This window comes from Microbacterium neungamense (assembly GCF_024971095.1).
In the GTDB taxonomy this organism is placed as follows: Bacteria; Actinomycetota; Actinomycetes; order Actinomycetales; family Microbacteriaceae; genus Microbacterium; species Microbacterium neungamense.
Map to the genome: position 1 here is coordinate 2088848 of NZ_CP069717.1, position 24813 is coordinate 2113660.

A 24813-nucleotide genomic window follows, 5' to 3' on the forward strand; every position below is an offset into this window, starting at 1 on the left:
CCGACCGACGGTGGTCGGGCTCCCGACCGACGGTCGTCGGGCTCCCGACCTACCCGCCGTCGAGCGGGCGCAGGATGCGGGTGAGGAACCGGCGGGTGCGCTCGTGCGCGGGAGCCGTGAACAGCTGCGCGGGCGGCCCCTCCTCGACGACCACGCCGTGATCCAGGAAGAGGACGTGGTCGGCGGCCTCGCGGGCGAAGCCGAGCTCGTGGGTGACGACGATCATCGACCAGCCCTCGTCGGCCAGCTCCTTGATCACCAGGAGCACCTCGCCGACGAGCTCCGGGTCGAGGGCGCTGGTGGGCTCGTCGAAGAGCAGCAGCTCGGGCCGCAGGGCGAGGGCGCGCACGATGCCCACCCGCTGCTGCTGCCCGCCGGAGAGCTCGTGCGGATAGGCATCCTGCCTGCCCTCGAGCCCGACGCGGGCGAGGAGCTGCTGCGCCTCGGCGACCACCTCGTCCTTGGGCCGCCGCTGCACCCGCCACGGACCCTCGATCACGTTCTGCAGCACGGTCATGTGCGGGAACAGGTTGTGGTGCTGGAAGACCATCGCCGACCGATCACGCAGCGCGAAGCGCTCGGCCGGGGTGATGCCGCCGGCGAAGTCGACCCGGGTGTCGGCGATCGACAGCGTCCCGGCGTCCGGGATCTCGAGGCCGTTCAGCGAGCGCAGCACGGTGGTCTTGCCGGAGCCGCTGGGGCCGATCAGCACGACCACCTCGCCGCGGTGCAGCGTGAGGTCGATGCCCTTGAGCACCTCGGTGCCGCCGAAGCTCTTGTGCAGGCCCTGTGCGGTCAGCAGCGGGGTGCCGCCGAACGTCCTATCGCGCGACATGACGATCCAGCCTCTTCTCCAGCAGGTTCTGCAGCCCGGACAGCACCAGGCAGATCACCCAGTAGACCAGGGCGGCGGCGAGGTACACGATCATGAACCGCTGCGTCGACGAGGCGATCTGCTGACCGATCCGGAACAGCTCGGTGACGAGGATGAGGGATGCCAGCGAGGTGTCCTTCACCAGCGAGATGAACGTGTTCGACAGCGGCGGCACCGACACCCGCGCCGCCTGCGGCAGGATCACCCGGCGCAGGGTCCGGGCCCGCCCCATCCCGACGGTGTAGGCGGCCTCCCACTGCCCCTTCGGCACCGAGAGGATCGCGGCGCGCACCACCTCGGCGGCGTACCCGCCCACGTTCAGCGAGAAGGCGACGATGGCGCTCGGCCACGGGTCGACGAGGAGCCCGATCGAGGGCAGGCCGTAGAAGATCACGAACAGCTGCACGAGCAGCGGCGTGCCGCGGATGACGGAGATGTAGCCCCGGGCGAGGCCCGAGACGAGCGGCCGGGTGGAGATCCGCATCAGCGCGATCCCGATCGCGATGACCAGCCCGAGCGCGAACGAGATCACCGCGAGCGGGATCGACCCGGTGATGCCCGCGAGCGCCAGCGGGCCCAGCGAGCCGAGGAAGAGCTCCCAGCCGTCCATCCGCTACTGCGTGACGTCGGCGCCGAAGTACTTCTCGCTGATCTCGGCGAGCGTCCCGTCGGCCCGCAGCTCCTCCAGTGCGCCGTCGATCGCCTCGACCAGCGCCTTCTTGTCCTTGGTGAAGACGAAGGCCTGCTCGCCGGCCTCCACGGTCTCGGCGGCGATCTTCAGCCCGGTCGGGCCGTCGGTCTTCTCGTAGTCGAGGTAGGTGAGCTTGTCGTTGATCGTGGCGTCGACGCGCCCCTGCTGCAGCAGGGCGACGGCCTGCGCCCAGCCCTCGACGGCCTCCACGTTCGCGCCCGACTCGACGGCCAGGTCGTACCAGTTGCTGGTGAGGGACTGCGCGGTGGTCTTGCCCTTGAGGTCGTCGAAGGAGGAGATCGAGTCGTCGTCCTCGAGGGTCACGATGACGCCCGGAGAGACGGTGTACGGCTCGCTGAACAGGTAGTTCGCCTCGCGCTCCTCGTTGATGGTGACCTGGTTGGCGATGAGGTCGAAGCGCCCGGCGTCGAGTCCTGCGAAGATCGCATCCCACTGCGTCTCCTTGAACTCGATCTCGAGGTCGAGCTTCTCGGCGACCGCTTCGATGATCTCCACGTCGTAGCCGACCAGGTCACCGGTGCCGCCGTCCTCGTGGTAGCTGAACGGACGGTAGGTGCCCTCCGTGGCGACGGTGAGGGTGCCGGGGGTGACCAGTCCGAAGTCGTCGCCGCCGGCATCCGCGGTGCTGCTCGGCTCGGAGCTGCCGCCGCACCCGGCGAGGGCGAGGGCGGTGACGGCGAGGGCTGCGACGGCGGTGAGGCGGCGGACCATGGGCGATCTCCTGTGTCTCGGGTGAGGCGGCGCTCTCGGATGAGGGCGCGTTCGCGCGTGATCCAGCGTACGCGGGTTGCGGCGGCCCGGCCGCATCCTGTGACGGCGCGTGACATCAGGCGGGACCGGGTGCCCGCGGGACGGGGCGCCTGCGGGACCGGGCACCCGCGGGACCGGGCACCGGTGGGGACGGCACCGGCGCCCGGAACGCGGAAGAGCCCCCGCCGAGGCGAGGGCTCTTCGTGCCGGGTGTCAGCGTCAGATGGCGTTGACGTCCAGCGGGATGCCGGGGCCGAACGTGGTCGACACGGCGCCCTTCTGGATGTAGCGGCCCTTCGAGCTGGACGGCTTCAGGCGCACGATCTCCTCGAGCGCGGCCTTCAGGTTCTCGTCGAGCTGCTCGGCCGAGAACGAGGCCTTGCCGACGATGAAGTGCACGTTGGCGTGCTTGTCGACGCGGAACTCGATCTTTCCGCCCTTGATCTCCTCGACGGCCTTGGCCGGGTTCGGGGTGACGGTGCCGGTCTTCGGGTTCGGCATCAGGCCGCGGGGGCCGAGCACCTTGCCGAGACGACCGACCTGGCCCATGAGCTCCGGAGTCGCGACGGCGGCGTCGAAGTCGGTCCAGCCGGCGGCGACCTTCTCGATGAGCTCGGTGCCGCCGACCTCGTCCGCACCCGCGGCGAGAGCGGCCTCAGCGGCCGGGCCGTTCGCGAACACGATGACGCGGGCGGTCTTGCCGGTGCCGTGCGGGAGCATGACGGTGCCGCGCACCATCTGGTCGGCCTTGCGCGGGTCGACCGAGAGCTTCAGCGCGACCTCGACGGTCGAGTCGAACTTCGCCGAACCGGTCTCCTTCGCCAGAGCGACGGCCTCGGTGGGCGTGTAGTAGCGGTCCGCCTCGATCTTCGCGGCGGCAGCCTTGTAAGCCTTGGACTTGGTAGCCATTGTTCCTATCCCCCTCAGTCCTCGACCGTGATGCCCATGGAACGGGCGGTGCCGGCGATGATCTTCGACGCGGCCTCGATGTCGTTCGCGTTGAGGTCGGGCTGCTTGGTCTCGGCGATCTGGCGCACCTGCTCCTTGGTCAGCTTGCCGACCTTGGTGGTGTGCGGGGTGGCCGAGCCCTTCTGCAGGCCGGCGGCCTTCTTGATGAGCTCCGCGGCCGGCGGGGTCTTCAGGACGAAGGTGAAGCTGCGGTCCTCGTAGACGGTGATCTCCACGGGGATGACGTTGCCGCGCTGCGACTCGGTCGCGGCGTTGTACGCCTTGCAGAACTCCATGATGTTGACGCCATGCTGACCGAGCGCGGGGCCGATCGGCGGCGCCGGGTTGGCGGCACCGGCGTTGATCTGAAGCTTGATCAGGCCGGTCACCTTCTTCTTCGGTGCCATTCTCTTTCCTTTCGTCGAGCGGATGCCGCGGCATCCGTTCTCCCGCGAATCCGGCATCTCCGGACCGCGGTCGCCTGCGCGCACGCATGAGCGCGCACACAAACCACAACAGTCTACCGGATCGGCGCGGATGCTCGAGTCCGCGCCGATCCGCGGCAACCACTTCGGGGGTCGACACGCCACACCTCGGTCGGATCCGGCGATGTGGTCCGTCAACCGGCGTGTCGACCCCCGATTCGTCACGGGGCCGCCGGATGCTACGCGTCGCGGTATCGCGCCACGATGCGCTCCCCGAGCATCCGCAGCGCGACGCGGACCTCGGCCGGCTCGACGACCTCCGCCACGTCGACCCAGCCCGCCAGCTGCTCCGCGAGCGCGTCCGCGCGATGCGCACTCACCTCCACCCGCACCCGGCTCGGCGCCTCGGCGCTCGCGCCGTGGTCGAGCAGGCGGGCCTGCACCCCGAAGCGGTCGCACAGCGCCCGCACCGCCCACGCGTCGACCTCCACGACGGCACGGACAGCGCCGCGCAACCCCTCCACCCGCTCGACCATGCGCGCCCACGTCGCGGCGGCGTCGAAGTCGGACGGCGGCAGTCCGGGTAGGTCGAGCGGTTCGAGCGACGAGAGACGGTCGACGCGGTAGGTGCGCAGTCCGCTCTCGTCGGCGGCATCCGTCCCGCGCTGCGCCGGCGCGCCGAGCAGGTACCAGCGTGCACCGCGGCTGCCCACGACGAGCGGCACGAGTTCGGCCGTCGCCGGACCCGTGAGCCGTCGTAGTCGAACCGCACGCGGATGCGCCGTGCGATCGCTCGCTGCAGCACCGCCACCTTGGCGGGGTCGTCGGGCGCGGAGCTCTCACCCCACGGCACGTCTCGCACGGTCGCCTCGGCGATCCGCTGCGCTCCTTCACGAAAGGGCGCGGGGACGGCGCGGACGAGCTTGCGGAGAGCGGCCACGCGGTCAGGTCCTGCCCCGAGACTCTGGGTCAGACCGGCCAGAAGAGCGGTGACCTCGGTCTCGGTGAGGCCGGTCAGGTCGGTGCGTGCCCCGCCGATCAGCTGCCAGCCCCCGCCCCTCCCCCGGGTCGGATAGATCGGCACGCCCGCCATCGCCAGCGCCTCGAGGTCGCGGCGCGCCGTCGGCACCGAGACCTCGAGCTCGGCCGCGAGCTCGGCGGCCGTGATCCGGGCGCGCCCCTGCATCAGCAGCAGCAGCGCCTGGATGAGGCGATCGGCGCGCATTCGGAATCCGTCCCGCGAGAAGTGATCAAGGGGTGATCACTTCAACGTCGAGCATAGAAGCATCCGCACCTCGCCAGAAGGAGAACCGACATGTTCCGTGGACTCGCCAACCTCAACCTCGTGGCCGACGACATGGCCGCCGCCATCGACTGGTACACCCGCGTGTTCGACGCGCCGCCGTACTTCGTCCGCCCCGAGCAGGGCCCCGCCCAGTACGCCGAGTGGCGCTTCGGCGACGACGAGGACGAACTCGCCCTGATGGACGCGCGCTTCCGACCTGCTCTCCCGCAGCCCGGCGGCGCGCTCGTCAGCATGCATGTGGATGACATCCGGGCGGCCTTCGACCGCTTGATCGCGCTCGGGGCGCAGCCCCTCGACCCGGTCACGCAGCGGGGCGAGGGCTGGTGGTCGGCATCCGTCAGCGACCCGTTCGGCAACCTGCTGGGCCTCGTCCAGAGTCCGCACTGGGCCGCACGGCACGCCGGCTGACGAGCATCCGCCGGCGCATCGTGCCCCGGGCGCTTCGCACGGATGCGGCGGCGCACGCGTCCCGGGCAACCACTTCGGGGGTCGACACGCCACATGTCGGTCGGGTTCGGCGATGTAACCCGCCAACTGGCGTGTCGACCCCCGATCCGTCACGACGGCGCCGACGGCCGTCGGATGCAGGAACGGCCGCCCCCGGAGGAGCGGCCGTTCCAGTGACGGGTCAGAACCGTCAGAGCATCTTGGTGACCTGGTCGAACGACAGCTCGACCGGGGTCTCGCGCTCGAACAGCGACACGAGCACGGTGAGCTTGCCGCTCTCCGGCTTGATCTCGCTGATCGTGCCGGGAAGACCCGCGAACGAGCCCTCCTTGATCGTGATGGTCTCGCCGACCTCGAAGTCGACCTCGGCCAGCACCGGGCGGGCGACCGCGGTGCCGCCCTTGGCGGCGATGGACTTCGCGGTGGGGACGTCCTTGACCTCGACGAGCGGCTTCAGCATGTTGAAGGCCTCTTCGAAGCGCAGCGGGGTCGGGTTGTGCGCGTTCCCGACGAAGCCGGTCACGCCCGGCGTGTGCCGCACGACCGACCAGGTGTCCTCGTTCAGCTCCATGCGCACCAGCACGTAGCCGGGGATGCGCACGCGGTTGACCATCTTGCGCTGGCCGTTCTTGATCTCGACGACGTCCTCCATCGGGACCTCGACCTGGTAGATCTCGTCCTCGACCTCGAGCGTCGACTTGCGCTGCTCGATGTTGGCCTTCACCTTGCGCTCGAAGCCGGCGTAGGAGTGGATCACGTACCACTTGCCGGGCAGCATCCGAAGCTCGGCGCGGAAGGCCTCGTACGGGTCCTCCTCCGCGTCGGACTCGTCGTCCGAGGTCTCCGCGTCGCCGTTCACGTCGGGCCCGTCGTACGGGTCCACTTCGTCCGCGGCCGCGGCCTCGAGCTCGGCGGCCTCTTCGGCGACCGAATCGTTGAGGACTTCAGCGGCGGCCTCAGCCTCAGCCGCTTCGTCCAGGTTGAGAGCGTCGTTCACGATCGCGTCCGCCTCCGGGTCTTCGATGTCGATGTCTTCGTCCGCGCCGTCGAACTCCTCGCCGTCGCCCTCGATGTGGAGGGCGATGTGCTCGGCCGAGGTCGACGAGCGCTCCTGCTCTGCGAGGACGTTGCCCTCCTGGGCCTCGTCCTCCTCGCTGGACTGCTCTGCCGCGGTGGCCCAGTCTGCGTCGTCGGAATATCGTTCAGACACGTTGCTTCTTTCCGTTCACTGCGACGGCTGGCAGGCGGTCCCTGAGCCCGTCGAAGGGTGCGTCAGCTGCCGGGCACTCCGAACACGTAGTGGGTCAGCATTCCGAAAAGCCAGTCGAGGCCGGAGACCAGACCCATCACGATCAGCACGAACACCAGCACGACGAGCGTGAACTTGACCAGTTCCTTGCGGGTCGGGGTGACGACCTTGCGCAGTTCGCTGATCACCTGGCGGAAGAACAGGGCGATGCGGCCGAAGAAGCCGAGCTTCGAGTCGCGCAGGGCTCCTGCCCCGGCCGTGACGACCTCGCCGCGCGCTTCGTCCTGATCCATCCTGCGTGTACCTTTCGTGAGTCAGCATCGCGCTGACGCGCAGGGCGGACAGGAATCGAACCTGCAACCTGCGGTTTTGGAGACCGCTGCTCTGCCAATTGAGCTACCGCCCTAGAGATCCGTCGGATCCCTGGGTCCTCATCCTCCTCGCGACCGGATCCCGGGCACGGCGAAAGTATCGGACAACTGCCTGTCCAGTGTACGCCATGCGCACCCCCGCTCCGAACCGAGGCGGCTCCGCGCGCGTTCGCTCTCCGCGTGACGATGCCCAGGCGTGATCCGGTTGCCGCGACGCGACGGCGGATGGGCACGGCGGAGCATCGCGCGGTGCCCACCGCACCTTGACGGTGCGCGGGAACGCCGGAGGGGGCGGATGCCGCGCGGCATCCGCCCCCTCCGGTCCGATCTCACGCCTTGCGGATGAGCTTCTTGTTCACGAACTCGTCGGCGGCCAGCAGACCCAGCTCCCGCGAGGTGCCGCTTCTCTTGACGCCGCCGAACGGCAGCTCGGGGCTGTCGGCGAGGACGAGGTTGACGTAGACCATGCCCGCCTCGATGCTGTTGGCGACGCGCTCGGCCTGCTCCTCATCCGTGGTGAACACGTACGAGCCCAGCCCGAACGGCGTGTCGTTGGCGAGCTTGACGGCCTCCGTCTCGTCGGCGACGCGGTACACGACCCCGGCCGGGCCGAACAGCTCCTCACGGTACACGTCCATCTCCGGCGTGACGTCGGCGAGCACGGTGGGGGCGAAGAACGCCCCGTCGCGGGTGCCGCCGGTGAGCACCGTCGCGCCCTGCGCCACGGCGCGGTCGATCTGCTCCTGCAGGCGCTCGGCGGCGGCGAGCGACGACAGCGGGCCGAGGACGGTGTCCTCCTGGGTCGGGTCCTCCGCCTTCACCGCCGAGAGCGAGGCGACAAACTTCTCCACGAACGCGTCGTACAGCTCGTCGACGACGATGAAGCGCTTCGCGCCGTTGCAGGACTGACCATTGGTGTCCAGGCGGGCGTCGACGGCGGCCTGCACGGTCGCGTCGAGGTCGTTCGTGGAGAGCACGATGAACGGGTCGGAGCCGCCGAGCTCGAGCGCCACCTTCTTCAGGTTGCGGCCAGCCACCTCGGCGACGGCCGCACCGGCGCGCTCGGAGCCGGTGACCGAGACGCCGTGCACGCGCGGGTCGGCGATGATGGCCGCGGCCTGCTCGTTCGTGGCGTACACGTTCACGTAGCCGCCGTCCGGCAGGCCGGCGTCGGAGTAGATGGCCTCGAGGGCGGCCGCGGACTCCGGGCACTGCGGGGCGTGCTTCAGGATGATCGTGTTGCCCACCGCGAGGTTCGGCGCGGCGAAGCGCGCGACCTGGTAGGCCGGGAAGTTCCACGGCATGATGCCCAGCAGTGCGCCCAGCGGCGCACGGCGGATCACCGCGGTCCCCTCGCCGAGGATGTCGAGGGGCTGGTCGCCGGTGATCTTGTCGATGTTGTCCGCGTAGAACTCGACGATGTCGGCGGCGAAGTCCACCTCGCCCAGGGCCGCCGCGATCGGCTTGCCCATCTCGCGGACCATGATCGCGGCGAGCTCCTCGCGGCGCTCCCGGTGCAGCTCCGCGATGCGGCGGATCACCGCAGCGCGCTCGGCGGGGGCGGTGGCGCCCCAGGTCGCCGCGGCGGCCGCGGCCCGGGCGACGGCGTCGTCGATCTGGGCGTCGGTGAAGGTGTCGTAGGTCGCCACGGTCTCGCCGGTGGCGGGATTGACGACGGCGTAGTCGGTCATTTTCTCTCCTGTGGTGTGCGTTTCGTCTCGGTCGCTGCGCTCCCTCGCTCAACGACCGGGGGATGGTGTGCGTTTCGTCTCGGTCGCTGCGCTCCCTCGCTCAACGACCGGGGGATGATGTGCGATTCGTCTCGGTCGCCGGTGTCAGCCGCTCCGCGACCGGGACCGCCGCCCGCGACGGAGTCAGCTGTTGGGGATGAGCGTGTACTTGGTGGACAGGTACTCGTGGATTCCCTCGAACCCGCCCTCGCGGCCGATGCCGGACTGCTTGACGCCGCCGAACGGCGCGGCCGCGTTGGACACGACGCCCACGTTGAGACCCATCATGCCGGTCTCCAGCGCGTCGATCATGCGGTGACCGCGGGCGAGGTCCTCGGTGTAGACGTACGAGACCAGCCCGTACTCGGTGTCGTTCGCCAGGCGCACGGCCTCGGCCTCGTCGGTGAACGTGGCGATCGCCAGCACCGGGCCGAAGATCTCCTCGCGCAGGATCGCGCTGCCGGCGACCACGTCGGTGAGCACGGTGGGCTGGTAGAAGGTGCCCTCGCCCTCGAGCGCCTTGCCGCCGGTGAGCAGGGTCGCCCCGCGCTCGACGGCGTCGCCGACCAGCTCGGACGCCTTGGCGACGGCATCCGCGTCGATGAGCGGGCCGATGGCGACGCCCTCCTCGGTGCCGCGGCCGACCTTCATCGCCTGCACGCGCTCGGTGACCTTGCGCGCGAACTCCTCGGCGACGTCCTTGTGCACGATGAAGCGGTTCGCCGCGGTGCACGCCTGGCCGATGTTGCGGAACTTCGCCGCGAGGGCGCCGTCCACGGCCTTGTCCAGGTCGGCGTCCTCGAACACGACGAACGGGGCGTTGCCGCCGAGCTCCATCGACACCCGCAGCACGCCCTCGGCGGCCTGCGAGATGAGCTTGCGGCCCACCTCGGTGGAGCCGGTGAACGACAGCTTGCGCAGGCGCGGGTCGGCGATGATCGGGCCGGACAGCGCGCTGGAGCGCGAGGTCTGCACCACGTTCACGACGCCGGCGGGCAGGCCCGCCTCCTCCAGCAGCGTGGTGAAGTACATCGTGGTCAGCGGGGTCAGCGCCGGGGGCTTGATGACGACCGTGCATCCGGCGGCGAGGGCCGGCGCGATCTTGCGGGTGGCCATCGCGAACGGGAAGTTCCACGGCGTGATGAAGAACGACGGGCCGACCGGTCGCTGCGAGACGACCATCCGGCCGGTGCCCTCCGGGTTCAGGCCGTAACGACCGGTGATCCGGACCGCCTCCTCGCTGAACCAGCGCAGGAACTCGCCGCCGTAGATGACCTCGCCGCGCGCCTCGGCGAGCGGCTTGCCCATCTCCAGCGTCATCAGCAGCGCCAGGTCCTCCTTGCGCTCCTGCACCAGGTCGAAGGCGCGACGCAGGATGTCGCTGCGGGTGCGGGGGGCGGTCGCCGCCCACGCCTCCTGCGCGGCCACGGCGGCGTCGAGGGCGCGGATGCCGTCGGCCGGGGTGGCGTCGGCGATGGAACGGATCACGGCGCCGGTCGACGGGTCGTGCACGTCGAAGGTGCGCCCCTCCTCGGCGTCGATCCACTCCCCTCCGATGAAGAGGCCGGTGGGCACGCGGCTGAGGAGGTCCTGTTCAGTCGATGCAAGTGCAGTGCTCATAATCGTCTCGATTCTGTGGGGATGAGGGTCAGCGGCGGGTGAGGCTGGGCGGCGCTTCCTTGCTCAGCGTCTCACCGCGGAAGAAGGCCGGGCGGCGGACCGCCTGCCAGAACATGATCGCGACGCCCGCCAGGATGATCCCGACACCGAGCACGAACACGAGGCCGACGCCGCCGATGCTGGATCCGCTGCCGTAGGCGGGATCCATCGAGTCGATCAGCGTGGTCACGAACAGCACGGCGAGGATGCCGCCGCCGACGAGCGGGAACAGGAACGTGAAGAAGAAGCTCCGCGCCGAGTCGAACCACTGCCGGCGGAAGTACCACACGCAGGCGAACGCGGTGAGCCCGTAGTAGAAGCAGATCATCATGCCGAGCGACAGGATCGTGTCGGTGAGGACGCTCTCGCTGAGCAGGCGCATCACGGCGTAGAAGACGGATGCCACGACCGCCGACACGATGGTGGCGTAGCCAGGGGTGAAGAACCGCGGGCTCACCTTCGCGAACTTCGGCGGCAGCGCGCCGTAGTAGCCCATCGCCAGCAGCGTGCGGGCCGGGCCCACGGCGGTGGACTGCAGCGAGGCGGCCGAGCTGGACAGCACGGCGAGCGACACCAGGAACGCCAGCGGGCCGAGCACCGGGTCGGACAGCGCGAAGAACACGTTGGCCGAGATGTCCTCGTTCGCCAGCCCCAATGCGCCGGTGCCGACCCCGGCGAACATGATCAGGCCGATCGACAGCAGCAGGTAGAGGCTCACCACGACGACCACGGTCAGCATCGCGGCCCGGCCCGGGGTCTTCTCGGGGTTCTTCGTCTCCTCGTTCATGGTGAGCACGACGTCCCAGCCCCAGAAGATGAAGATGGACAGCGAGAGGCCGGCGGCGAGGGCGCTGAACGTGGGCACCTCGAACGGGTTGAACCACGACCACGAGAACGCGGTCGGCTCCGGCGCCTCGCCGTTGACCACCTTCACGATCGCGACGATCGCGAACAGCACGAGCACGGCGACCTGGAAGCCGACGAGCACGTACTGCACCTTCTGGGTGGTCTGCATGTCGCGGTACGTCACCAGCGTGGCGCCGAGCATGAACAGCAGGCAGACGGACACGTTGATGAGCGGGTTGAAGGCGAGGTCCGCGATGCCGGGGTTGCCGCTGAGCTGGGCGATCAGCAGGAAGAGGAACTCCACCGCGATGCCGGCCAGGTTGGACAGCACGATCACTGTGGCCGCGACCAGGCCCCAGCCGGTCATCCAGCCGATCCACGGGCCGAAGGCCCGCACGCCCCACGTGAACGAGGTGCCGGAGTCGGGCATGACGCGGTTGAGCTCGCGGTATCCGAACGCGGTCAGCAGCATCGGGATGAAGCCGACCAGGATGATGGCGGGCACCTGGGTGCCGACCACCGCGACCGTCGGGCCGAGCGACGCGGTGAGGGTGTAGGCGGGGGCGATGGTGGAGACGCCGATGACCACGGCGCCGAGCACGCCGACCGCCCCGGCGCGCAGGCCCTTCTGCGAGATGCCGGTGGTGACCGGGTCGGACACGTCGTTGTGCGTGAACTGGGACATGGGAAGGTTCAAGCCTCTCCGGCCGCCCGCGTGCGCGGGACGACGATCATGGGTACGGGCAGCTCGTGCAGCATCTTCGCGGCGGTCGAGCCGAGGAAGAGACGACGGGGCTGGGCCAGGCGGCTGGAGCCGACCAGCAGCACCTCGCCGGGCTGCCAGGGCAGGTGGGCGATGGCGACCTCGACGCTCTCGCCCGCGGCGCGCTCGAGCTCAGCGGTGATGCCCTCGGGCAGGGCCTCCCGCGCCTGGGTGAGCACGTCGTCACCGTGCGCGCCCTGCACCAGGGTGATGGTCCCGGTGTCGAGACCGGCGGGCACGTCGAACGGGACGAGGGAGATGAGACGCAGCGAGCCGCCGCTGGCCGTGGTCAGCGCGGCGGCCTCCTCGAGCAGCACGTCGGCGCCGGCTCGGGTGCCCACGGCCGCCGTGACGCGCGAGATCGGGGTGGTCACGTCGGTGTCGCGCGCCGAGCCGGCCGGGGCGAGGGCCACCGGGATCGGCGAGGAGTGCACCAGCTCGGAGGCGACCGAACCCAGGCGATGACGCCCGAACGCGCTGCCGTTGGCGGCGCCGACGACGATCAGCCGGGCGTCGAACTCCTCACCGGCCTGGATCAGCCCCTCGGCGAACGAGTCGCCGAAGCGGACGTGGCCGGTGACGGCCACGTCGTCGGGGACGGATGCCGCGGCGTCCCGCAGCCACTGCTGGGCCTGCCCTCGCACGTGATCCTCGTAGGCGCGCTCGGGCGGCACGGCGGCGCTGCGGGTCCCCTCGGCGGGCAGCACGATCACCAGGTCGAGCGCCATGCCCAGGCCGCGCGCCAGGCGCGCGCCGAGGGCGAGGGCGTCCGCCCCGGCATCCGTCGCCGTGTAGCCGACGACGATCGAGGAGGTCACCGCTCGGCGCTCCCCGCCGCCGCGAGCTGCTCGGCGTCGCCGTTGGCGCGGCTGGCCTCGACGATGTTCGAGGCCACGAGGCGACCCATCCGGATCGCGCCGTCGACGTGCTGGTAGCCGGCGCCGGCCATGTCGCTGCAGGCGAAGTGGATCGGGCCGACCGGGGTGCGCAGGTCCGCGCCGTAGCGGTGCAGACCGCCCAGGTCGAAGCTCGCCGCATACGCGCCGCGGGTCCACTCCTCGCTGCCCCAGTCGCTCTCGTAGTACACGACCGGGTTCTTCGCCTCAGGGCCGTAGTAGTGCGACAGCGACTCGAGGATGCGCTCCTTGCGCTCCTCGGCGGACAGCTGGAACACGCCGTCGGCGTTCTTGTCCGAGACGAAGCCGACCAGGGTGCCGCGCTCGTCGCCGTGGTTGGTGTTGTCGTACGCCTCGTGCGCGAGCTCGTACGGGCTGAACGCGGTGCCGGAGAGGCCGTTGTCGCGCCAGAACGGGCGGTCGTAGACGGCGTGCACCTTGATCACGAAGCCCATCGACAGGTGCTGGTGCAGCTGGTGCTGGCGACGCGGCAGGGCGGGCACGAAGGAGATGCGGTTGTACAGCACCGGGGCGTGCGCGAGGATCGCGAACCGGGCCCGGACGGTGGTGTCGTCGGTGCGGGCGACGACACCGGACGCCGAGCCGGTCGACGGGTCGCCCCACTCCAGGGTGCGCACCGGCTGGTTCAGCAGCACGTCGTCGCCGAGGCGCTCGGCCAGGCGCAGCGGCACCTGCTGCAGGCCGCCCACGACGCGCTCGTCGAGGATGAAGTCCGCGTCGACCAGGTGCGTGAAGCTGCCCGCGGATGCCGCCATCAGCAGCGCCTGCAGGGTGGAGAACGAGTGCGCCGGCTTCGTGAGCATGGCGGGGCCGATGAACAGCGCGATGTTGTCGCGCGCCTCCTGGTCCTCGGTCTCGTTCGCGAGCCACTGCTCGAAGGAGATCGTGTCGAGCGCTTCCGCGTCCGGTGTCTCCCACGGGCGGTCCGGGTCGACCTGCGCGACCATGGCGTCGAGCTTGTCGATCAGGCGGACGAGCTCCTTCTCGGTCTCGGGTGCGACCGGGAAGATGTCCCCGGTGAACCGGGTGAGCTTCCCGTCGCGGCCGATGTAGACGCTGTCGCCCTCGCGGTACCGGGAGTAGGTCTCCAGGCCCAGGTCGGCGAGCGTCTCCTTCAGCGCGTCCTGATCCGGCGAGACCCACTGGCCGCCGATCTCGAGGGTGGCGCCGTCGATGACGTCCGTCCAGAGGCGTCCGCCCACGCGGTCGCGCGCCTCGAGCACGGCCACGGAGAGGCCGGCCTTGCGCAGCTCGTTCGCCGCGGTGAGACCGGCGGCACCGGCACCGACGACGACGACGTCGCGGCTGAGTTCAGTCATGCTGGCTCCTTGGATGCGGAGGATATGGGGGAACAGATGTAACCGGCCGCAACCCGGAATCCCCCGACCCGGGTCGCGGCCGGCGGTCTCAGGCCGAGGCGAGGGCGTCGGCGATGACGTCGAGGCCCTCGTTCAGCAGCTCGTCGCCGACGGACAGCGGCGGCAGGAAGCGGATGACGTTGCCGAAGGTGCCGCAGGTGAGCACGATGACGCCCTGGGCGATCGCGGCCTTGGCGACGGCGGCGGTGAGCGCAGCGTCCGGCTCCCCCGTCTCCGGGTCGACGAACTCGGCGGCGATCATCGCACCGCGGCCGCGGACGTCGCCGATGCGGGCGTCCTTCTCGCGGATCGCGTTCAGACGGCCGACGAGGATCTCGCCGATCTGCTGGGCGCGCTCGAGGAGCCCGTCGTTCTCGAAGGCGTCGATCGCGGCGAGCGCAGCGGCGCAGGCGATCGGGTTGCCGCCGTAGGTGCCGCCCAGGCCGCCGGCGTGCGCGGAGTCCATGATCTCGGCGCGGCCGGTGACGCCGGCCAGCGGCAGGCCGCCGGCGATGCCCTTGGCGGTGGTGATCAGGTCGGGCTCGATGCCGAACAGCTCGCTGGCGAACATCGCGCCGGTGCGGGCGAAGCCGGTCTGCACCTCGTCGGCGATGAAGACGACGCCGTTCTCACGGCACCAGGCGACCACGGCCTCGAGGAAGCCGTCGGCCGGGACGATGAAGCCGCCCTCGCCCTGGAGCGGCTCGATGATGACGGCGGCGAGGTTGCCGGCGCCGATCTGCTTCTCGATCAGGGTGATCGCGCGCTTGGCGGCCTCGGCGCCGGTGAGCCCGTCGCGGAACGGGTACGAGCCGGGCACGCGGTACACCTCCGGCGCGAACGGACCGAAGCCGCTCTTGTAGGGCATCGACTTCGCCGTGAGCGCCATGGTGAGGTTGGTGCGGCCGTGGTAGCCGTGGTCGAAGGCGACGACGGCCTGGCGGCCGGTGTGCTTGCGGGCGATCTTGATCGCGTTCTCCACCGCCTCGGCGCCGGAGTTGAACAGGGCGCTCTTCTTCGCGAAGTCGCCCGGGGTGAGGCGGTTCAGCGCCTCGGCGACGTCGACGTACGACTCGTACGGCGAGATCATGAAGCAGGTGTGCGTGAACTGCGCCGCCTGCGCCGCGACGGCCTCCGCGACCTTCGGGTGCGCGTTGCCGACCGTGGTCACGGCGATGCCGCTGCCGAGGTCGATCAGGGAGTTGCCGTCGGCGTCGACGACGACGCCGCCGCCGGCCGCGACGGTCGCGATGGGCATGGAGTGCGCCACGCCGGATGCCACGGCATCCGCCTTGCGCGCGAGGATCTCGGCCGAGCGGGGGCCGGGGAGCTCGGTGACGAGGCGACGCTCCTGGGGGAGCCCGGGGCCGCCGGAGGGAAGCGAGGTCGTAGCCGCGTCGATGAGGGTCATGCCCCGAGGCTACGTCGACTCCGGCCGGGATGCATTCGCCGGACTGTACAATCGAGACGGCCCTTTCGCCGCACCGTACATCCTGGAGCACCGATGGAACAGCCCACCCTCCGCTCGCTGCTGCGGCGCCGCGATCTGGGCCTGCGGCTGGTGGCGGACGAGTCCGCCCTCGCCGAGGCGGCGCTCGACCACCCGCTGCGCTGGGTGCACAGCTCGGATCTCGCCGATCCCACCCCGTTCCTGGCCGAGGACCTCGTGCTGCTCACGACCGGCACCCAGTTCGCCGACGACGACCCGGCAGGCGTGGACGCGTACGTCGCGCGACTGGCCGGACACGGCGTGCTCGGGCTGGGCTTCGGCACCGAGGTGCACCGCTCCGGCATCCCGGAGGAGCTCGCCGCGGCGTGCGCGGCCCGCGGGATGCCGCTGTTCGAGGTGCCGTACGGCACGCCGTTCATCGCGATCGCGCGCGCACACGCGGAGGCGATCGCGGCACAGGCGTACGCGCGGCGCACGTGGGCGCTGGAGACCCAGCGCGCCCTGGCGATCGCGGCGCTGCGACCGCGGGGCCTGGACGCGACCCTGACCGAGCTGTCCCGCCGGCTGGACGCGTGGGTGGGCATGTTCGACGCCACCGGGGCGCTGGTGCACGAGCATCCGTCCCTCGCGGCCGAGGCCGCACCCGAGCTCTCCGCGCGGGTCGCCGAGCTGCTCGCCCGCGGCGGGCAGGCCAGCCAGTCCCTGGTCGCCGGGGACGCGGTGTTCTCGCTGTTCACGCTCGGGCGCGGCGGCCACCTGCGCGGCGTGATCGCGATCGCCGTGGGAACCCTGGACCCGGAGGCGCGGGCCGTGGTGACCTCGGTGATCGCGATGGCCGGCCTCGCGCTGGAGCAGAACGAGCAGCTGGAGCGGGCCCGGCGCCGACTGCGCAGCCAGGTGCTCGCCTCGCTCCTGCTCGACGACCCGTCGCTGGCCCGGCAGGTGCTCGGCTCGGTGCCGCACGCGCCGGTGGTGGTGGCGGTGGCGGAGCCGGATGCCCCCGTCCCGGCGATCCTGGAGTGGTGGGACCGCCGTCGCACGGACGACGGGGTGGCGGTGTTCGCCGCGGAGTCCGAGGACGGGCTCACGATGTGCGTGAACGCCGACGACGAGCCGCTGCTGGCCGAGCTCGCGGAACGGTTCGGGGTGCGCCTGGGCGTCTCGGAGCCCGAGGGATACGCGGCCTTCTCCCGCGCGCACGCGCAGGCGCTCGCCGCCCTGCGCCGCCGCCGGCCCGGGCTGTCCCGGTACGCGGATGCGGCGACCTCGTTCCTGCTGACGGCGCTCGGCTCGGACGAGGCGCGGCTCGCGGCCGAGGCGCGCCTGGCGCCGCTGCGCCGTCACGACGAGGCGGCGGGAACGGACCTGGAGGGGGCACTGCGCGCGTGGTTGGAGCACGACGCGCGCCTGGAGCCGGCCGCCGCGGCGCTCGGCGTGCACCGGCACACCCTGCGGTCGTGGATCGCGCAGGCCTCGGGCATCCTGTCGGCCGACCTGTCCGGCTTCCCGGCGCGTGCCGAGCTGTGGGCGGCGCTGCAGACCGCCGGCACGCGAGGCGCGACGCGCTGAGGTCCCGCCCGCGTGTTCAGCCCAGCGCGGCGCTCACCTCGAGCAGCAGGGCCGTCTGCCGGTCGTGCCAGGCATCCGTGTCGGGCTCGGGCCACGTCGAGAACTTCACGATCACGCTGTCGGTGACCGGGTCCAGCCACAGGTTCTGCCCGTGGATGCCGATGCCGCTGACGTTGCCGCGGTCGTTGCCGAAGCACCACCACTGGTCGGTGTACGAGCCGCCCGGGAACGTCTCCGCGAACCCGGAGCCGCGCATCGCGGCCGGGTCGCCGCCGCCAAGCACCCGCTGCACCCACTCCTCCGGCACCACCCGGCCGCCCGGCGCGGCGCCGCCGTCGAGCATCACGCGGCCGACCCGGGCGAGGTCGCGGGCCGTGCAGGAGATGCCGCCGTTGGCGAAGCCGAAGCCGGACGGGTCGACGGTGATCACGGCATCCCGGTCGGCGTCGATCTTCTGCCACAGCAGCGCCGACAGCGCCTCGCTGTAGCGCAGCCCGGTGACGCGCTCGACCAGCCAGGCCAGCACGTCGGTGTTCGCGGAGCAGTACTGGAACGCACCGGTCTCGCCGCTCCCGCGCAGGGTGGCGAGGAAGGCGCAGGTGTCCCGCGGATCCCCCGCGCGTCGCGTGCGCCAGCCCGTCGACCGGTCGTGGGTCTGCACCTCGGATGCCGGGTCGAGGTAGTCCTCGCGGTAGTCGATCGCGATCTGCATGTCGAGCACGTGCTGCACCGACGGTCCGTCGTACACCGAGCCGGCGAGTTCGGGCAGGTAGTGCACCACCGGGCGGACCCGGTCGATCGCGCCGTCCGCCGCGAGGGCTGCCACCACGATGCCGCACAGCGACTTCGAGACGCTCATCAGCAGGTGCCGGTCGTCCCGCGCGCAGCCCTCCCGGTGGTACTCGGCGACGACCGATCCGCCCGAGGGCAGGAGGCCCTCGACCGCGACCGCCTCGTGGCCCTCATCGAGGAGGGCGTGCAGTCCGGGGACTTCCGCACCGACGATCCGTTCGCCGCGTGCGTGCGGATCTTCATCGCGATCGACGGCATCGGCGCGTACGCGAACAACCGCAACGCCTTCCCCGAGGGGTCGTACGTGCATTTCGTCGCCGACGTGGCCGAGTGGACCCTCGGCTTGGAGCCGGGCGTGCTGCGCGCCGAGGCGGCGGCCGTCGCCGGCTGACCCCGATCGGCTCAGCGAGGGGCGTGCGCCTCGAGGAACTCGTACACGTCCGTCGTGTCCACGCCCGGGAACGCCCCGGTCGGCAGGGTCGCCAGCAGCGTGCGCGGCGTGCGCACGTTCGGCCACGCCTTGTCGCGCCAGCGCTCCTCGAGCTCGGCCGGGGCCCGCCGGCAGCACACCTCGACGGAGTGCTTCGACACACCGCGGTTGGGGGTGTCGCGCCCGACGAACCACTTCGTGTCGTCGAAGCGCACGCCGACGCTCACCGAGTGCAGCCCCTCGCTGGAGGGCTCGACCCGGGCGGTGCACCAGTAGGTGCCGTTGCCGGTGTCGGTGTACTGGTAGTACGGGTTGAACCGGTCCTCGACGTCGAACACCACCCGGCTGGTCCACCGCCGACAGCACATCTGCCCCTCGATGGCGCCGAGCCGGTCGGTCGGGAAGTTCACGTCGTCGTTCTCGTACGCCTTCGTGATCGTGCCCGACTCGTGCACCTTCAGGAAGTGCACCGGGATGCCCAGGTGCCGGGTCGCGAGGTTGGTGAAGCGGTGCGCGGCGGTCTCGTACGACACCGAGTAGGCGTCGCGGAGGTCCTCGATCGAGATCGCCCGGCGCTGCTTGGCGTCCTGCAGCACCGGGACGAGGTGCGCCTCCGGCATCAGCAGCGCCCCGGTGAGGTAGTTCGTCTCCACCCGCTGCCGCAGGAACTCGGCGTAGCTGCGCGGCTCGGCGTGCCCGAGGATGCGGCTGGACAGCGCCTGCAGCACCGGCGCGCGGGCATCCCCCTTCTCCTGCACGTGGCGGGAGAGGTAGAGCCGGCCGTTCTCGAGGTCGGCGACGCTGCGCGTGGTCTGCGGGAGGTCGGCGGCGTAGTGCAGCGTGAAGCCGAGGTGCGCGGCGATCTCCGAGGCGGTGCGCTGGGTGAGCGGCCCGCCCGGGTGCTTCACGGCGGCGAGGATGTCGGAGGCCGTGCGCTCGAGGTCCTCGAAGTAGTTGTCCTGACGGCGCATCAGGTGCCGCAGCTCGACGTTGGCACGCCTGGCCTCCTCCGGCGTCGCGGCCCGCTCGTCGCGGAGCCGCTCGATCTCCCCGTGCAGGGCGAGCATCGCGGCGAGCGCCTCGGAGGGGATCTGCTTGCCGATGCGGAACGGGGAGATCCCGAGCGCCTGGAACGTCTGCCCCTTCATGGCGCGTTCGAGCGCGATCTCCATGGCGCTGCGCTCATCGAGCGGCTCCCCCTCCAGCAGAGCGTCGATCGTGGCGCCGAGGGCGCGGGCGATGGCCTGCAGCATGCTCAGCTTCGGCTCGCGCTTGCCGGTCTCGAACATGGACATCTGGCTCGGCGCGCGGCCGACCGCGGCGGCGAGCTCCTCGAGCGTCATCCCGCGCGCGGTGCGCAGCCGGCGGATGCGGCGCCCGATGGTCAGCGCGTCGGCCTCGTCCACGTCGTCGATAGTGGTCATGGCCACCAGTCTCTCACAGAAACAGAATTTCGCCTGAACTTCTCCCCGGAATCGGTCTTCGCAGCCGCATGATTTCATGGAAAGTGGATGCAACGCCCCGCCGCATCCGCGGCTCACACCTCACGGAGGAGAGATCGATGACGAACACCGAGAACCGTGCCACCGCCTCGGGCCTGCGCGCCGGGGACCAGGTCCAGACCGCCGCCGAGCTCCGGGAGAGCTGGGAGACCGACCCCCGCTGGGACGGCGTGGAGCGCACCTACACGGCCGAGGACGTCATCCGCATCCGCGGCTCGGTCCGCGAGGAGAACACGCTGGCCCGCCGCGGCGCGGAGAACCTGTGGAATCTGCTGCACGTCGCTGGTGCCGACGGTGAGGAGGACTACGTCCGCGCCCTCGGCGCCTACACCGGCGGCCAGGCGGTGCAGCAGGTGCGCGCCGGGCTGAAGGCCATCTACCTGTCCGGCTGGCAGGTCGCCGCCGACGGCAACCTCGCCGGGCAGACCTACCCCGACCAGTCGCTGTACCCGGCCAACTCGGTCCCCGCCGTGGTCCGCCGCATCAACAACGCCCTGCTGCGGCAGGACCAGCTCGAGCACGCCGAGGGGAACGTCACCCGCGACTGGCTGGCCCCGATCGTCGCCGACGCCGAGGCCGGCTTCGGCGGCCCCCTGAACGCGTACGAACTGGCCCAGTCGCTCATCCAGGCCGGCGCGGCCGGCATCCACTGGGAGGACCAGCTGGCCAGCGAGAAGAAGTGCGGCCACCTGGGCGGCAAGGTGCTGGTGCCGACGCAGCAGCACATCCGCACCCTCAATGCCGCTCGTCTGGCGGCGGACGTGGCCGGCGTCCCGACCGTGATCATCGCCCGCACCGACGCGCTCGCCGCCGATCTGCTCACCAGCGACATCGACGAGCGCGACCGCGCCTTCACCACCGGCGAGCGCACCAGCGAGGGCTTCTACCGCATCCGTCCCGGCATCGAGTCCGTGATCAGCCGCGGTCTGGCCTTCGCCCCGTACGCCGACCTGCTCTGGGTGGAGACCGGAGAGCCGGACATCGCGCTGGCCCGCGAGTTCGCGAACGCGATCCACGCCGAATTCCCGGGCAAGCTGCTCGCGTACAACTGCTCGCCGAGCTTCAACTGGAAGCGTCACCTCTCGGATGCCGAGATCGCCACCTTCCAGCAGGAGCTGGCCGACCTGGGCTACAAGTTCCAGTTCATCACCCTGGCGGGCTTCCACGCCCTGAACTACTCCATGTTCGATCTCGCCCGCGGGTATGCCGAGCGCGCCATGAGCGCCTACGTCGACCTGCAGGAGGCCGAGTTCGCCGCGGAGGCATCCGGCTACACCGCCACGCGCCACCAGCGCGAGGCGGGCACCGGCTACTTCGACGTCATCTCCACCGCGCTCAACCCCGACAGCGCCACCCTCGCCCTCGCCGGCTCCACCGAGACGGCCCAGTTCCACTGAGCCCCCACCCCCATCCCCTTCACTTCCCGGGTTTGGGGCGGATTCTCACCCTTGGGGCGGCGGACACCCGCCCCGAACGCAGGAATCCGCCCCAAAACCGGTTTCAGACAAGGACCGCGATCATGACCACTCCCACCGCACCCCCGACCACCCCGATCGAGACCACCCGGCAGGGGCCGGCGATCACGATCACCGGCCCGATGCGCGACCGCTACGACGAGATCCTCACGCCGGAGGCGATCGCCTTCCTCACCGAGCTGCACCACCGCTTCGCGCACCGCCGGCACGACCGGCTCGCCGACCGGATGCGGCGCCGCTTCGAGATCGGGAACGGCCACGACCCCCGCTTCCGCGACGACACCGCGCACATCCGGCAGGACCCGCACTGGCGGGTCGCCGGCGCCGGGCCCGGCCTGGAGGACCGGCGGGTGGAGATCACCGGGCCGACCGACCCGAAGATGACCATCAACGCCCTCAACTCCGGCGCCCGGGTCTGGCTCGCCGACCAGGAGGACGCCACCAGCCCGACCTGGCAGAACGTGATCGGCGGGCAGCTGTCGCTGCGCGACGCCATCCGCGGCGAGCTGACCTACACCAGCCCGGACGGCAAGGAGTACCGCGTCACCGCCGAGCGCACGCCGACGATCGTGATGCGCCCGCGCGGCTGGCATCTGGTCGAGAAGCACCTGGAGTTCACCGACCGGAGCGGCCGCACCATGGCGGCATCCGGGTCGCTGGTCGACTTCGGGCTCTACTTCCTGCACAACGCCCAGGCGCTCATCGACGCGGGCCGCGGCCCGTACTTCTACATCGCCAAGCTCGAGTCGAGCGAGGAGGCGAAGCTGTGGGACGACGTGTTCACCTTCGCCGAGGAGTACGTCGGCATCCCCCGCGGCACCATCCGCGCGACGGTGCTCATCGAGACGCTGCCCGCCGCGTTCGAGATGGAGGAGATCCTGTACGAGCTGCGCGACCACTGCGCCGGCCTGAACGCCGGGCGCTGGGACTACATCTTCTCGATCATCAAGAACTACCGCGGCCGCGGCGCCCGATTCGTGCTGCCCGACCGCAGCGAGGTGACCATGACTGTGCCGTTCATGCGGGCCTACACCGAGCTGCTGGTGAAGACGTGCCACAAGCGCGGCGCCTACGCGATCGGCGGCATGAGCGCGTTCATCCCGAACCGGCGCGACCCGGAGGTGACGGCGCGGGCGCTGGAGAAGGTCGCCGCGGACAAGAAGCGCGAGGCGGGAGACGGCTTCGACGGCACCTGGGTGGCGCACCCCGACCTGATCCCGGCCGCCCAGGCCGAGTTCGACGCCGTGCTCGGCGACCGGCCGAACCAGCTGGACCGGCAGCGCGACGACGTCCACGTGCGCGCGGAGGACCTGATCGATCTGCACATCGGGCGCCCGATCACGGCTCAGGGAGTGCACGACAACGTCTCGGTCGCGATCCGCTACATCGAGGCGTGGCTGCGCGGCCTGGGCGCCGTCGCGATCGACAACCTGATGGAGGACGCGGCCACCGCCGAGATCAGCCGCTCGCAGGTGTGGCAGTGGATCCACCAGGACCGCACCACCGAGGACGGCACCCCGATCACGGTCGAGTACGTCGAGAATCTCATCGCCGACGTGCTGGCATCCGTCCCGCGCTCCGACGGCGACCGCTTCGACGACGCCGCCGAGGTGTTCCGCGAGGTGGCGCTGCGCGAGGAATTCCCGGCGTTCCTCACCACCGGCGCGTACAGCCGTCACCTCGTCGAGACCGACTGAGCGAGAACCCGCCCGGAAGCCGCCGACCCCGGCCTGGTGTCGGCGCATTCGCCGACCGGCCGGCACCCCCATCCGGGGCCCGCACCACACGCGGGCCCCGGATGCGCGGCGTTACGGCGATGTTTCGCCGTCCTCTCAACCGCGCGCCGCGGCGGTGAAGAACATGTCACCTCGCCGCAACGTCTTCGCCGCATGCCCGGAACATGCCCTGCTTAGCGTGACCGATACGCGCCCCCGCGCGCCGCATCACCCTGAGGAGGCCCGGCATGACGACATCGACCGCCCCCGTACGCACCAGTGGACAGGGAACCGCCGCCCTCAGCGAGCGGCCCGGCCGCTGGCTGGACGGCTGGGACGCCGAGAACGCCGCGCAGTGGGAGTCGCAGGGTCGGCCATCGCGAAGCGGAACCTGGTCTGGTCGATCTTCGCCGAGTTCCTCGGCTTCGTGGTCTGGCAGCTGTGGAGCGTCGTGGTCGTGCTGCTCCCGGCTGCCGGGTTCGTACTCACCACCGGCGAGCAGTTCTGGCTCATCTCGCTGCCGACGCTCGTCGGCGCCACCCTGCGCATCCCGTACACCTTCGCGGTCGCCGCGCTCGGCGGCGTCGGCGGCGGGAACTTCGCCAGCTCCATGGCGAACATCACCTATTACTTCCCGCAGCGCGAGAAGGGCTGGGCGCTCGGCCTGAACGCCGCCGGCGGCAACCTGGGGGCGGCCGTGGCGCAGTTCACCGTGCCCGTGGTGGTCACGCTGGGGGCCGCCGGCACCCTGAATCCGAGCCTCGCGGGATGGGTGTGGGTGCCCCTGATCCTCGTCGCCGCCTGGGGCGCCTGGCGGTTCATGAACAACCTGTCCGCCGCCCGGTCGGACTTCGCCGGGGTGGCCGCGGCGCTGCGCGAGCGGCACCTCTGGATCATGGCGCTGCTGTACATCGGCACCTTCGGCTCGTTCATCGGCTTCGCCGGCGTCTTCCCCAAGCTGATCGCCGACCAGTTCCCGGAGTTCTCCACGCTCGCGGTGGGCGGCGCCACGGTGTCGCTGGCCTTCCTCGGCGCCCTCACCGGCTCCCTGGCCCGCCCGTTCGGCGGCCGCCTCGCCGACCGGATCGGCGGCGCCCGCGTCACCGTCCTCGCGTTCGCCGCCATGACGGCGGTGACCGTGGCGGTGAACCTCACCCTCCCCCTGGCCGGATTCTGGCTGTTCCTCGGACTGTTCCTGCTGCTCTTCCTCGCCTGCGGCGTGGGCAACGGCTCGACCTATCGGATGATCCCGCTGATCTTCGCGGCCCGCGGCGCCGCGCAGGCCGGGGCGGAGCACACCGTCTCGGCGCAGCGGCAGGCGGCCGCGGCCGTCGGCATCATCTCCGCCATCGGCGGATTCGGCGGATTCGTGATCCCGCAGGTGCTGAACGCGTCCCACGGCGCCACCGGCGGCTACGACGCCGCGTTCTGGGGCTTCGCCGCCGGCTACGCGCTGATGGCCGCGCTCACCGCGGCGATCTACCTCGTGCCGCGGGCCGCGCTCGACCGCCGGATCGTCTGAGGC

General features: G+C 71.0%; 20 protein-coding genes, 1 tRNA gene and 3 pseudogenes. 6 read left to right on the plus strand and 18 right to left on the minus strand.

Annotated elements, in window-relative coordinates:
* Positions 1-49: 49 nt before the first annotated feature.
* The 7 genes and pseudogenes from JSY13_RS10150 to JSY13_RS10180 form a co-directional block, all read right to left on the minus strand.
* On the minus strand, positions 50-835 hold the full coding sequence (locus tag JSY13_RS10150) for an amino acid ABC transporter ATP-binding protein (RefSeq protein WP_272653356.1): 786 nt from the start codon (positions 833-835) through the stop codon (positions 50-52).
* Complete coding sequence (locus JSY13_RS10155) at positions 822-1484, minus strand: amino acid ABC transporter permease (protein ID WP_259606557.1); 663 nt, start codon at positions 1482-1484, stop codon at positions 822-824. Before JSY13_RS10155 ends, JSY13_RS10150 begins: the two co-directional genes overlap by 14 nt.
* A gap of 3 nt (positions 1485-1487) precedes the next feature.
* Positions 1488-2297 (minus strand): transporter substrate-binding domain-containing protein, encoded by an 810-nt coding sequence (locus JSY13_RS10160; protein WP_259606558.1) that lies wholly within the window; start codon positions 2295-2297, stop codon positions 1488-1490.
* Between the two features lie 258 nt (positions 2298-2555).
* On the minus strand, positions 2556-3245 hold the full coding sequence (rplA, locus tag JSY13_RS10165; protein WP_259606559.1) for a 50S ribosomal protein L1: 690 nt from the start codon (positions 3243-3245) through the stop codon (positions 2556-2558).
* 14 nt (positions 3246-3259) lie between these two features.
* On the minus strand, positions 3260-3691 hold the full coding sequence (rplK, locus tag JSY13_RS10170; RefSeq protein ID WP_259606560.1) for a 50S ribosomal protein L11: 432 nt from the start codon (positions 3689-3691) through the stop codon (positions 3260-3262).
* 257 nt (positions 3692-3948) lie between these two features.
* A complete protein-coding gene (locus JSY13_RS10175; RefSeq protein ID WP_259606561.1) occupies positions 3949-4434 on the minus strand; it encodes a helix-turn-helix transcriptional regulator in 486 nt (161 codons plus the stop codon).
* Between the two features lie 335 nt (positions 4435-4769).
* Positions 4770-4934 (minus strand): annotated as a pseudogene (locus JSY13_RS10180) (HTH domain-containing protein); the annotation flags it as partial.
* A 90-nt stretch (positions 4935-5024) separates the two neighbouring features.
* On the opposite strand from JSY13_RS10180, the gene JSY13_RS10185 reads away from it, so the two are divergent.
* On the plus strand, positions 5025-5423 hold the full coding sequence (locus JSY13_RS10185; RefSeq protein WP_259606562.1) for a VOC family protein: 399 nt from the start codon (positions 5025-5027) through the stop codon (positions 5421-5423).
* Between the two features lie 229 nt (positions 5424-5652).
* On the opposite strand, the gene nusG is transcribed toward JSY13_RS10185, so the two are convergent.
* The 9 genes from nusG to gabT all read right to left on the minus strand — a co-directional run bounded on the left by nusG (position 5653) and on the right by gabT (position 15766).
* Complete coding sequence (gene nusG / locus JSY13_RS10190) at positions 5653-6672, minus strand: transcription termination/antitermination protein NusG (protein ID WP_259606563.1); 1020 nt, start codon at positions 6670-6672, stop codon at positions 5653-5655.
* 62 nt (positions 6673-6734) lie between these two features.
* Positions 6735-7004, minus strand: a complete 270-nt coding sequence (gene secE, locus JSY13_RS10195) for a preprotein translocase subunit SecE (protein WP_259606564.1) — start codon at positions 7002-7004, stop codon at positions 6735-6737.
* Positions 7005-7044: 40 nt separating this feature from the next.
* Positions 7045-7117, minus strand: a tRNA-Trp gene (locus JSY13_RS10200).
* Positions 7118-7411: 294 nt separating this feature from the next.
* Positions 7412-8773 carry an NAD-dependent succinate-semialdehyde dehydrogenase gene (locus tag JSY13_RS10205; RefSeq protein ID WP_259606565.1) on the minus strand — a complete coding sequence of 454 codons (1362 nt, stop codon included), beginning with the start codon at positions 8771-8773 and terminating at the stop codon, positions 7412-7414.
* A 183-nt stretch (positions 8774-8956) separates the two neighbouring features.
* A complete protein-coding gene (locus JSY13_RS10210; protein ID WP_259606566.1) occupies positions 8957-10432 on the minus strand; it encodes an NAD-dependent succinate-semialdehyde dehydrogenase in 1476 nt (491 codons plus the stop codon).
* A 28-nt stretch (positions 10433-10460) separates the two neighbouring features.
* Positions 10461-12002 (minus strand): APC family permease, encoded by a 1542-nt coding sequence (locus JSY13_RS10215; protein ID WP_259606567.1) that lies wholly within the window; start codon positions 12000-12002, stop codon positions 10461-10463.
* A gap of 8 nt (positions 12003-12010) precedes the next feature.
* Positions 12011-12898, minus strand: coding sequence for a universal stress protein (locus tag JSY13_RS10220; RefSeq protein ID WP_259606568.1), 888 nt, complete (start codon positions 12896-12898; stop codon positions 12011-12013).
* Positions 12895-14316 carry a flavin monoamine oxidase family protein gene (locus JSY13_RS10225; RefSeq protein WP_259606569.1) on the minus strand — a complete coding sequence of 474 codons (1422 nt, stop codon included), beginning with the start codon at positions 14314-14316 and terminating at the stop codon, positions 12895-12897. The genes JSY13_RS10220 and JSY13_RS10225 overlap by 4 nt, the downstream gene beginning before the upstream one ends.
* An 88-nt stretch (positions 14317-14404) precedes the next feature.
* On the minus strand, positions 14405-15766 hold the full coding sequence (gene gabT / locus JSY13_RS10230) for a 4-aminobutyrate--2-oxoglutarate transaminase (protein ID WP_259606570.1): 1362 nt from the start codon (positions 15764-15766) through the stop codon (positions 14405-14407).
* A gap of 93 nt (positions 15767-15859) precedes the next feature.
* Between gabT and JSY13_RS10235 the strand changes: the two genes are divergently transcribed.
* Positions 15860-17374, plus strand: coding sequence for a PucR family transcriptional regulator (locus JSY13_RS10235; RefSeq protein ID WP_259606571.1), 1515 nt, complete (start codon positions 15860-15862; stop codon positions 17372-17374).
* A 16-nt stretch (positions 17375-17390) separates the two neighbouring features.
* Here the strand turns inward: JSY13_RS10235 and JSY13_RS10240 are convergent.
* A pseudogene (locus JSY13_RS10240) lies at positions 17391-18290 on the minus strand (serine hydrolase domain-containing protein); the annotation flags it as partial.
* Here JSY13_RS10240 and JSY13_RS10245 point away from each other — a divergent pair.
* Entirely contained in the window at positions 18240-18557 is a 318-nt protein-coding gene (locus JSY13_RS10245; RefSeq protein WP_259608259.1) for a hypothetical protein, read from the plus strand. The pseudogene JSY13_RS10240 and the gene JSY13_RS10245 sit on opposite strands and share 51 nt — an antisense overlap.
* 11 nt (positions 18558-18568) lie before the next feature.
* Here the strand turns inward: JSY13_RS10245 and JSY13_RS10250 are convergent, their stop codons facing one another.
* Positions 18569-20020, minus strand: a complete 1452-nt coding sequence (locus tag JSY13_RS10250; protein ID WP_259606572.1) for an XRE family transcriptional regulator — start codon at positions 20018-20020, stop codon at positions 18569-18571.
* 137 nt (positions 20021-20157) lie between these two features.
* On the opposite strand from JSY13_RS10250, the gene aceA reads away from it, so the two are divergent.
* The 3 genes and pseudogenes from aceA to JSY13_RS10265 all read left to right on the plus strand — a co-directional run bounded on the left by aceA (position 20158) and on the right by JSY13_RS10265 (position 24810).
* Positions 20158-21495: an isocitrate lyase gene (gene aceA, locus JSY13_RS10255; RefSeq protein WP_259606573.1), complete on the plus strand. Its 1338-nt coding sequence runs from the start codon at positions 20158-20160 to the stop codon at positions 21493-21495.
* A gap of 122 nt (positions 21496-21617) precedes the next feature.
* A complete protein-coding gene (aceB, locus tag JSY13_RS10260; RefSeq protein ID WP_259606574.1) occupies positions 21618-23270 on the plus strand; it encodes a malate synthase A in 1653 nt (550 codons plus the stop codon).
* A gap of 266 nt (positions 23271-23536) precedes the next feature.
* Positions 23537-24810: pseudogene (locus JSY13_RS10265) on the plus strand (MFS transporter).
* The last annotated feature ends 3 nt before the right edge of the window (positions 24811-24813 follow it).

Excerpts from the sequence above, each read along its gene's own strand:
- JSY13_RS10150 (WP_272653356.1), bottom strand. The coding sequence starts at position 835 with ATGTCGCGCGATAGGACGTTCGGCGGCACCCCGCTGCTGACCGCACAG.
- JSY13_RS10155 (WP_259606557.1), bottom strand. The coding sequence starts at position 1,484 with ATGGACGGCTGGGAGCTCTTCCTCGGCTCGCTGGGCCCGCTGGCGCTC.
- JSY13_RS10160 (WP_259606558.1), bottom strand. The coding sequence starts at position 2,297 with ATGGTCCGCCGCCTCACCGCCGTCGCAGCCCTCGCCGTCACCGCCCTC.
- rplA (WP_259606559.1), bottom strand. The coding sequence starts at position 3,245 with ATGGCTACCAAGTCCAAGGCTTACAAGGCTGCCGCCGCGAAGATCGAG.
- rplK (WP_259606560.1), bottom strand. The coding sequence starts at position 3,691 with ATGGCACCGAAGAAGAAGGTGACCGGCCTGATCAAGCTTCAGATCAAC.
- JSY13_RS10185 (WP_259606562.1), top strand. The coding sequence starts at position 5,025 with ATGTTCCGTGGACTCGCCAACCTCAACCTCGTGGCCGACGACATGGCC.
- secE (WP_259606564.1), bottom strand. The coding sequence starts at position 7,004 with ATGGATCAGGACGAAGCGCGCGGCGAGGTCGTCACGGCCGGGGCAGGA.
- JSY13_RS10205 (WP_259606565.1), bottom strand. The coding sequence starts at position 8,773 with ATGACCGACTACGCCGTCGTCAATCCCGCCACCGGCGAGACCGTGGCG.
- JSY13_RS10210 (WP_259606566.1), bottom strand. The coding sequence starts at position 10,432 with ATGAGCACTGCACTTGCATCGACTGAACAGGACCTCCTCAGCCGCGTG.
- JSY13_RS10215 (WP_259606567.1), bottom strand. The coding sequence starts at position 12,002 with ATGTCCCAGTTCACGCACAACGACGTGTCCGACCCGGTCACCACCGGC.
- JSY13_RS10225 (WP_259606569.1), bottom strand. The coding sequence starts at position 14,316 with ATGACTGAACTCAGCCGCGACGTCGTCGTCGTCGGTGCCGGTGCCGCC.
- gabT (WP_259606570.1), bottom strand. The coding sequence starts at position 15,766 with ATGACCCTCATCGACGCGGCTACGACCTCGCTTCCCTCCGGCGGCCCC.
- JSY13_RS10235 (WP_259606571.1), top strand. The coding sequence starts at position 15,860 with ATGGAACAGCCCACCCTCCGCTCGCTGCTGCGGCGCCGCGATCTGGGC.
- JSY13_RS10250 (WP_259606572.1), bottom strand. The coding sequence starts at position 20,020 with ATGACCACTATCGACGACGTGGACGAGGCCGACGCGCTGACCATCGGG.
- aceA (WP_259606573.1), top strand. The coding sequence starts at position 20,158 with ATGACGAACACCGAGAACCGTGCCACCGCCTCGGGCCTGCGCGCCGGG.
- aceB (WP_259606574.1), top strand. The coding sequence starts at position 21,618 with ATGACCACTCCCACCGCACCCCCGACCACCCCGATCGAGACCACCCGG.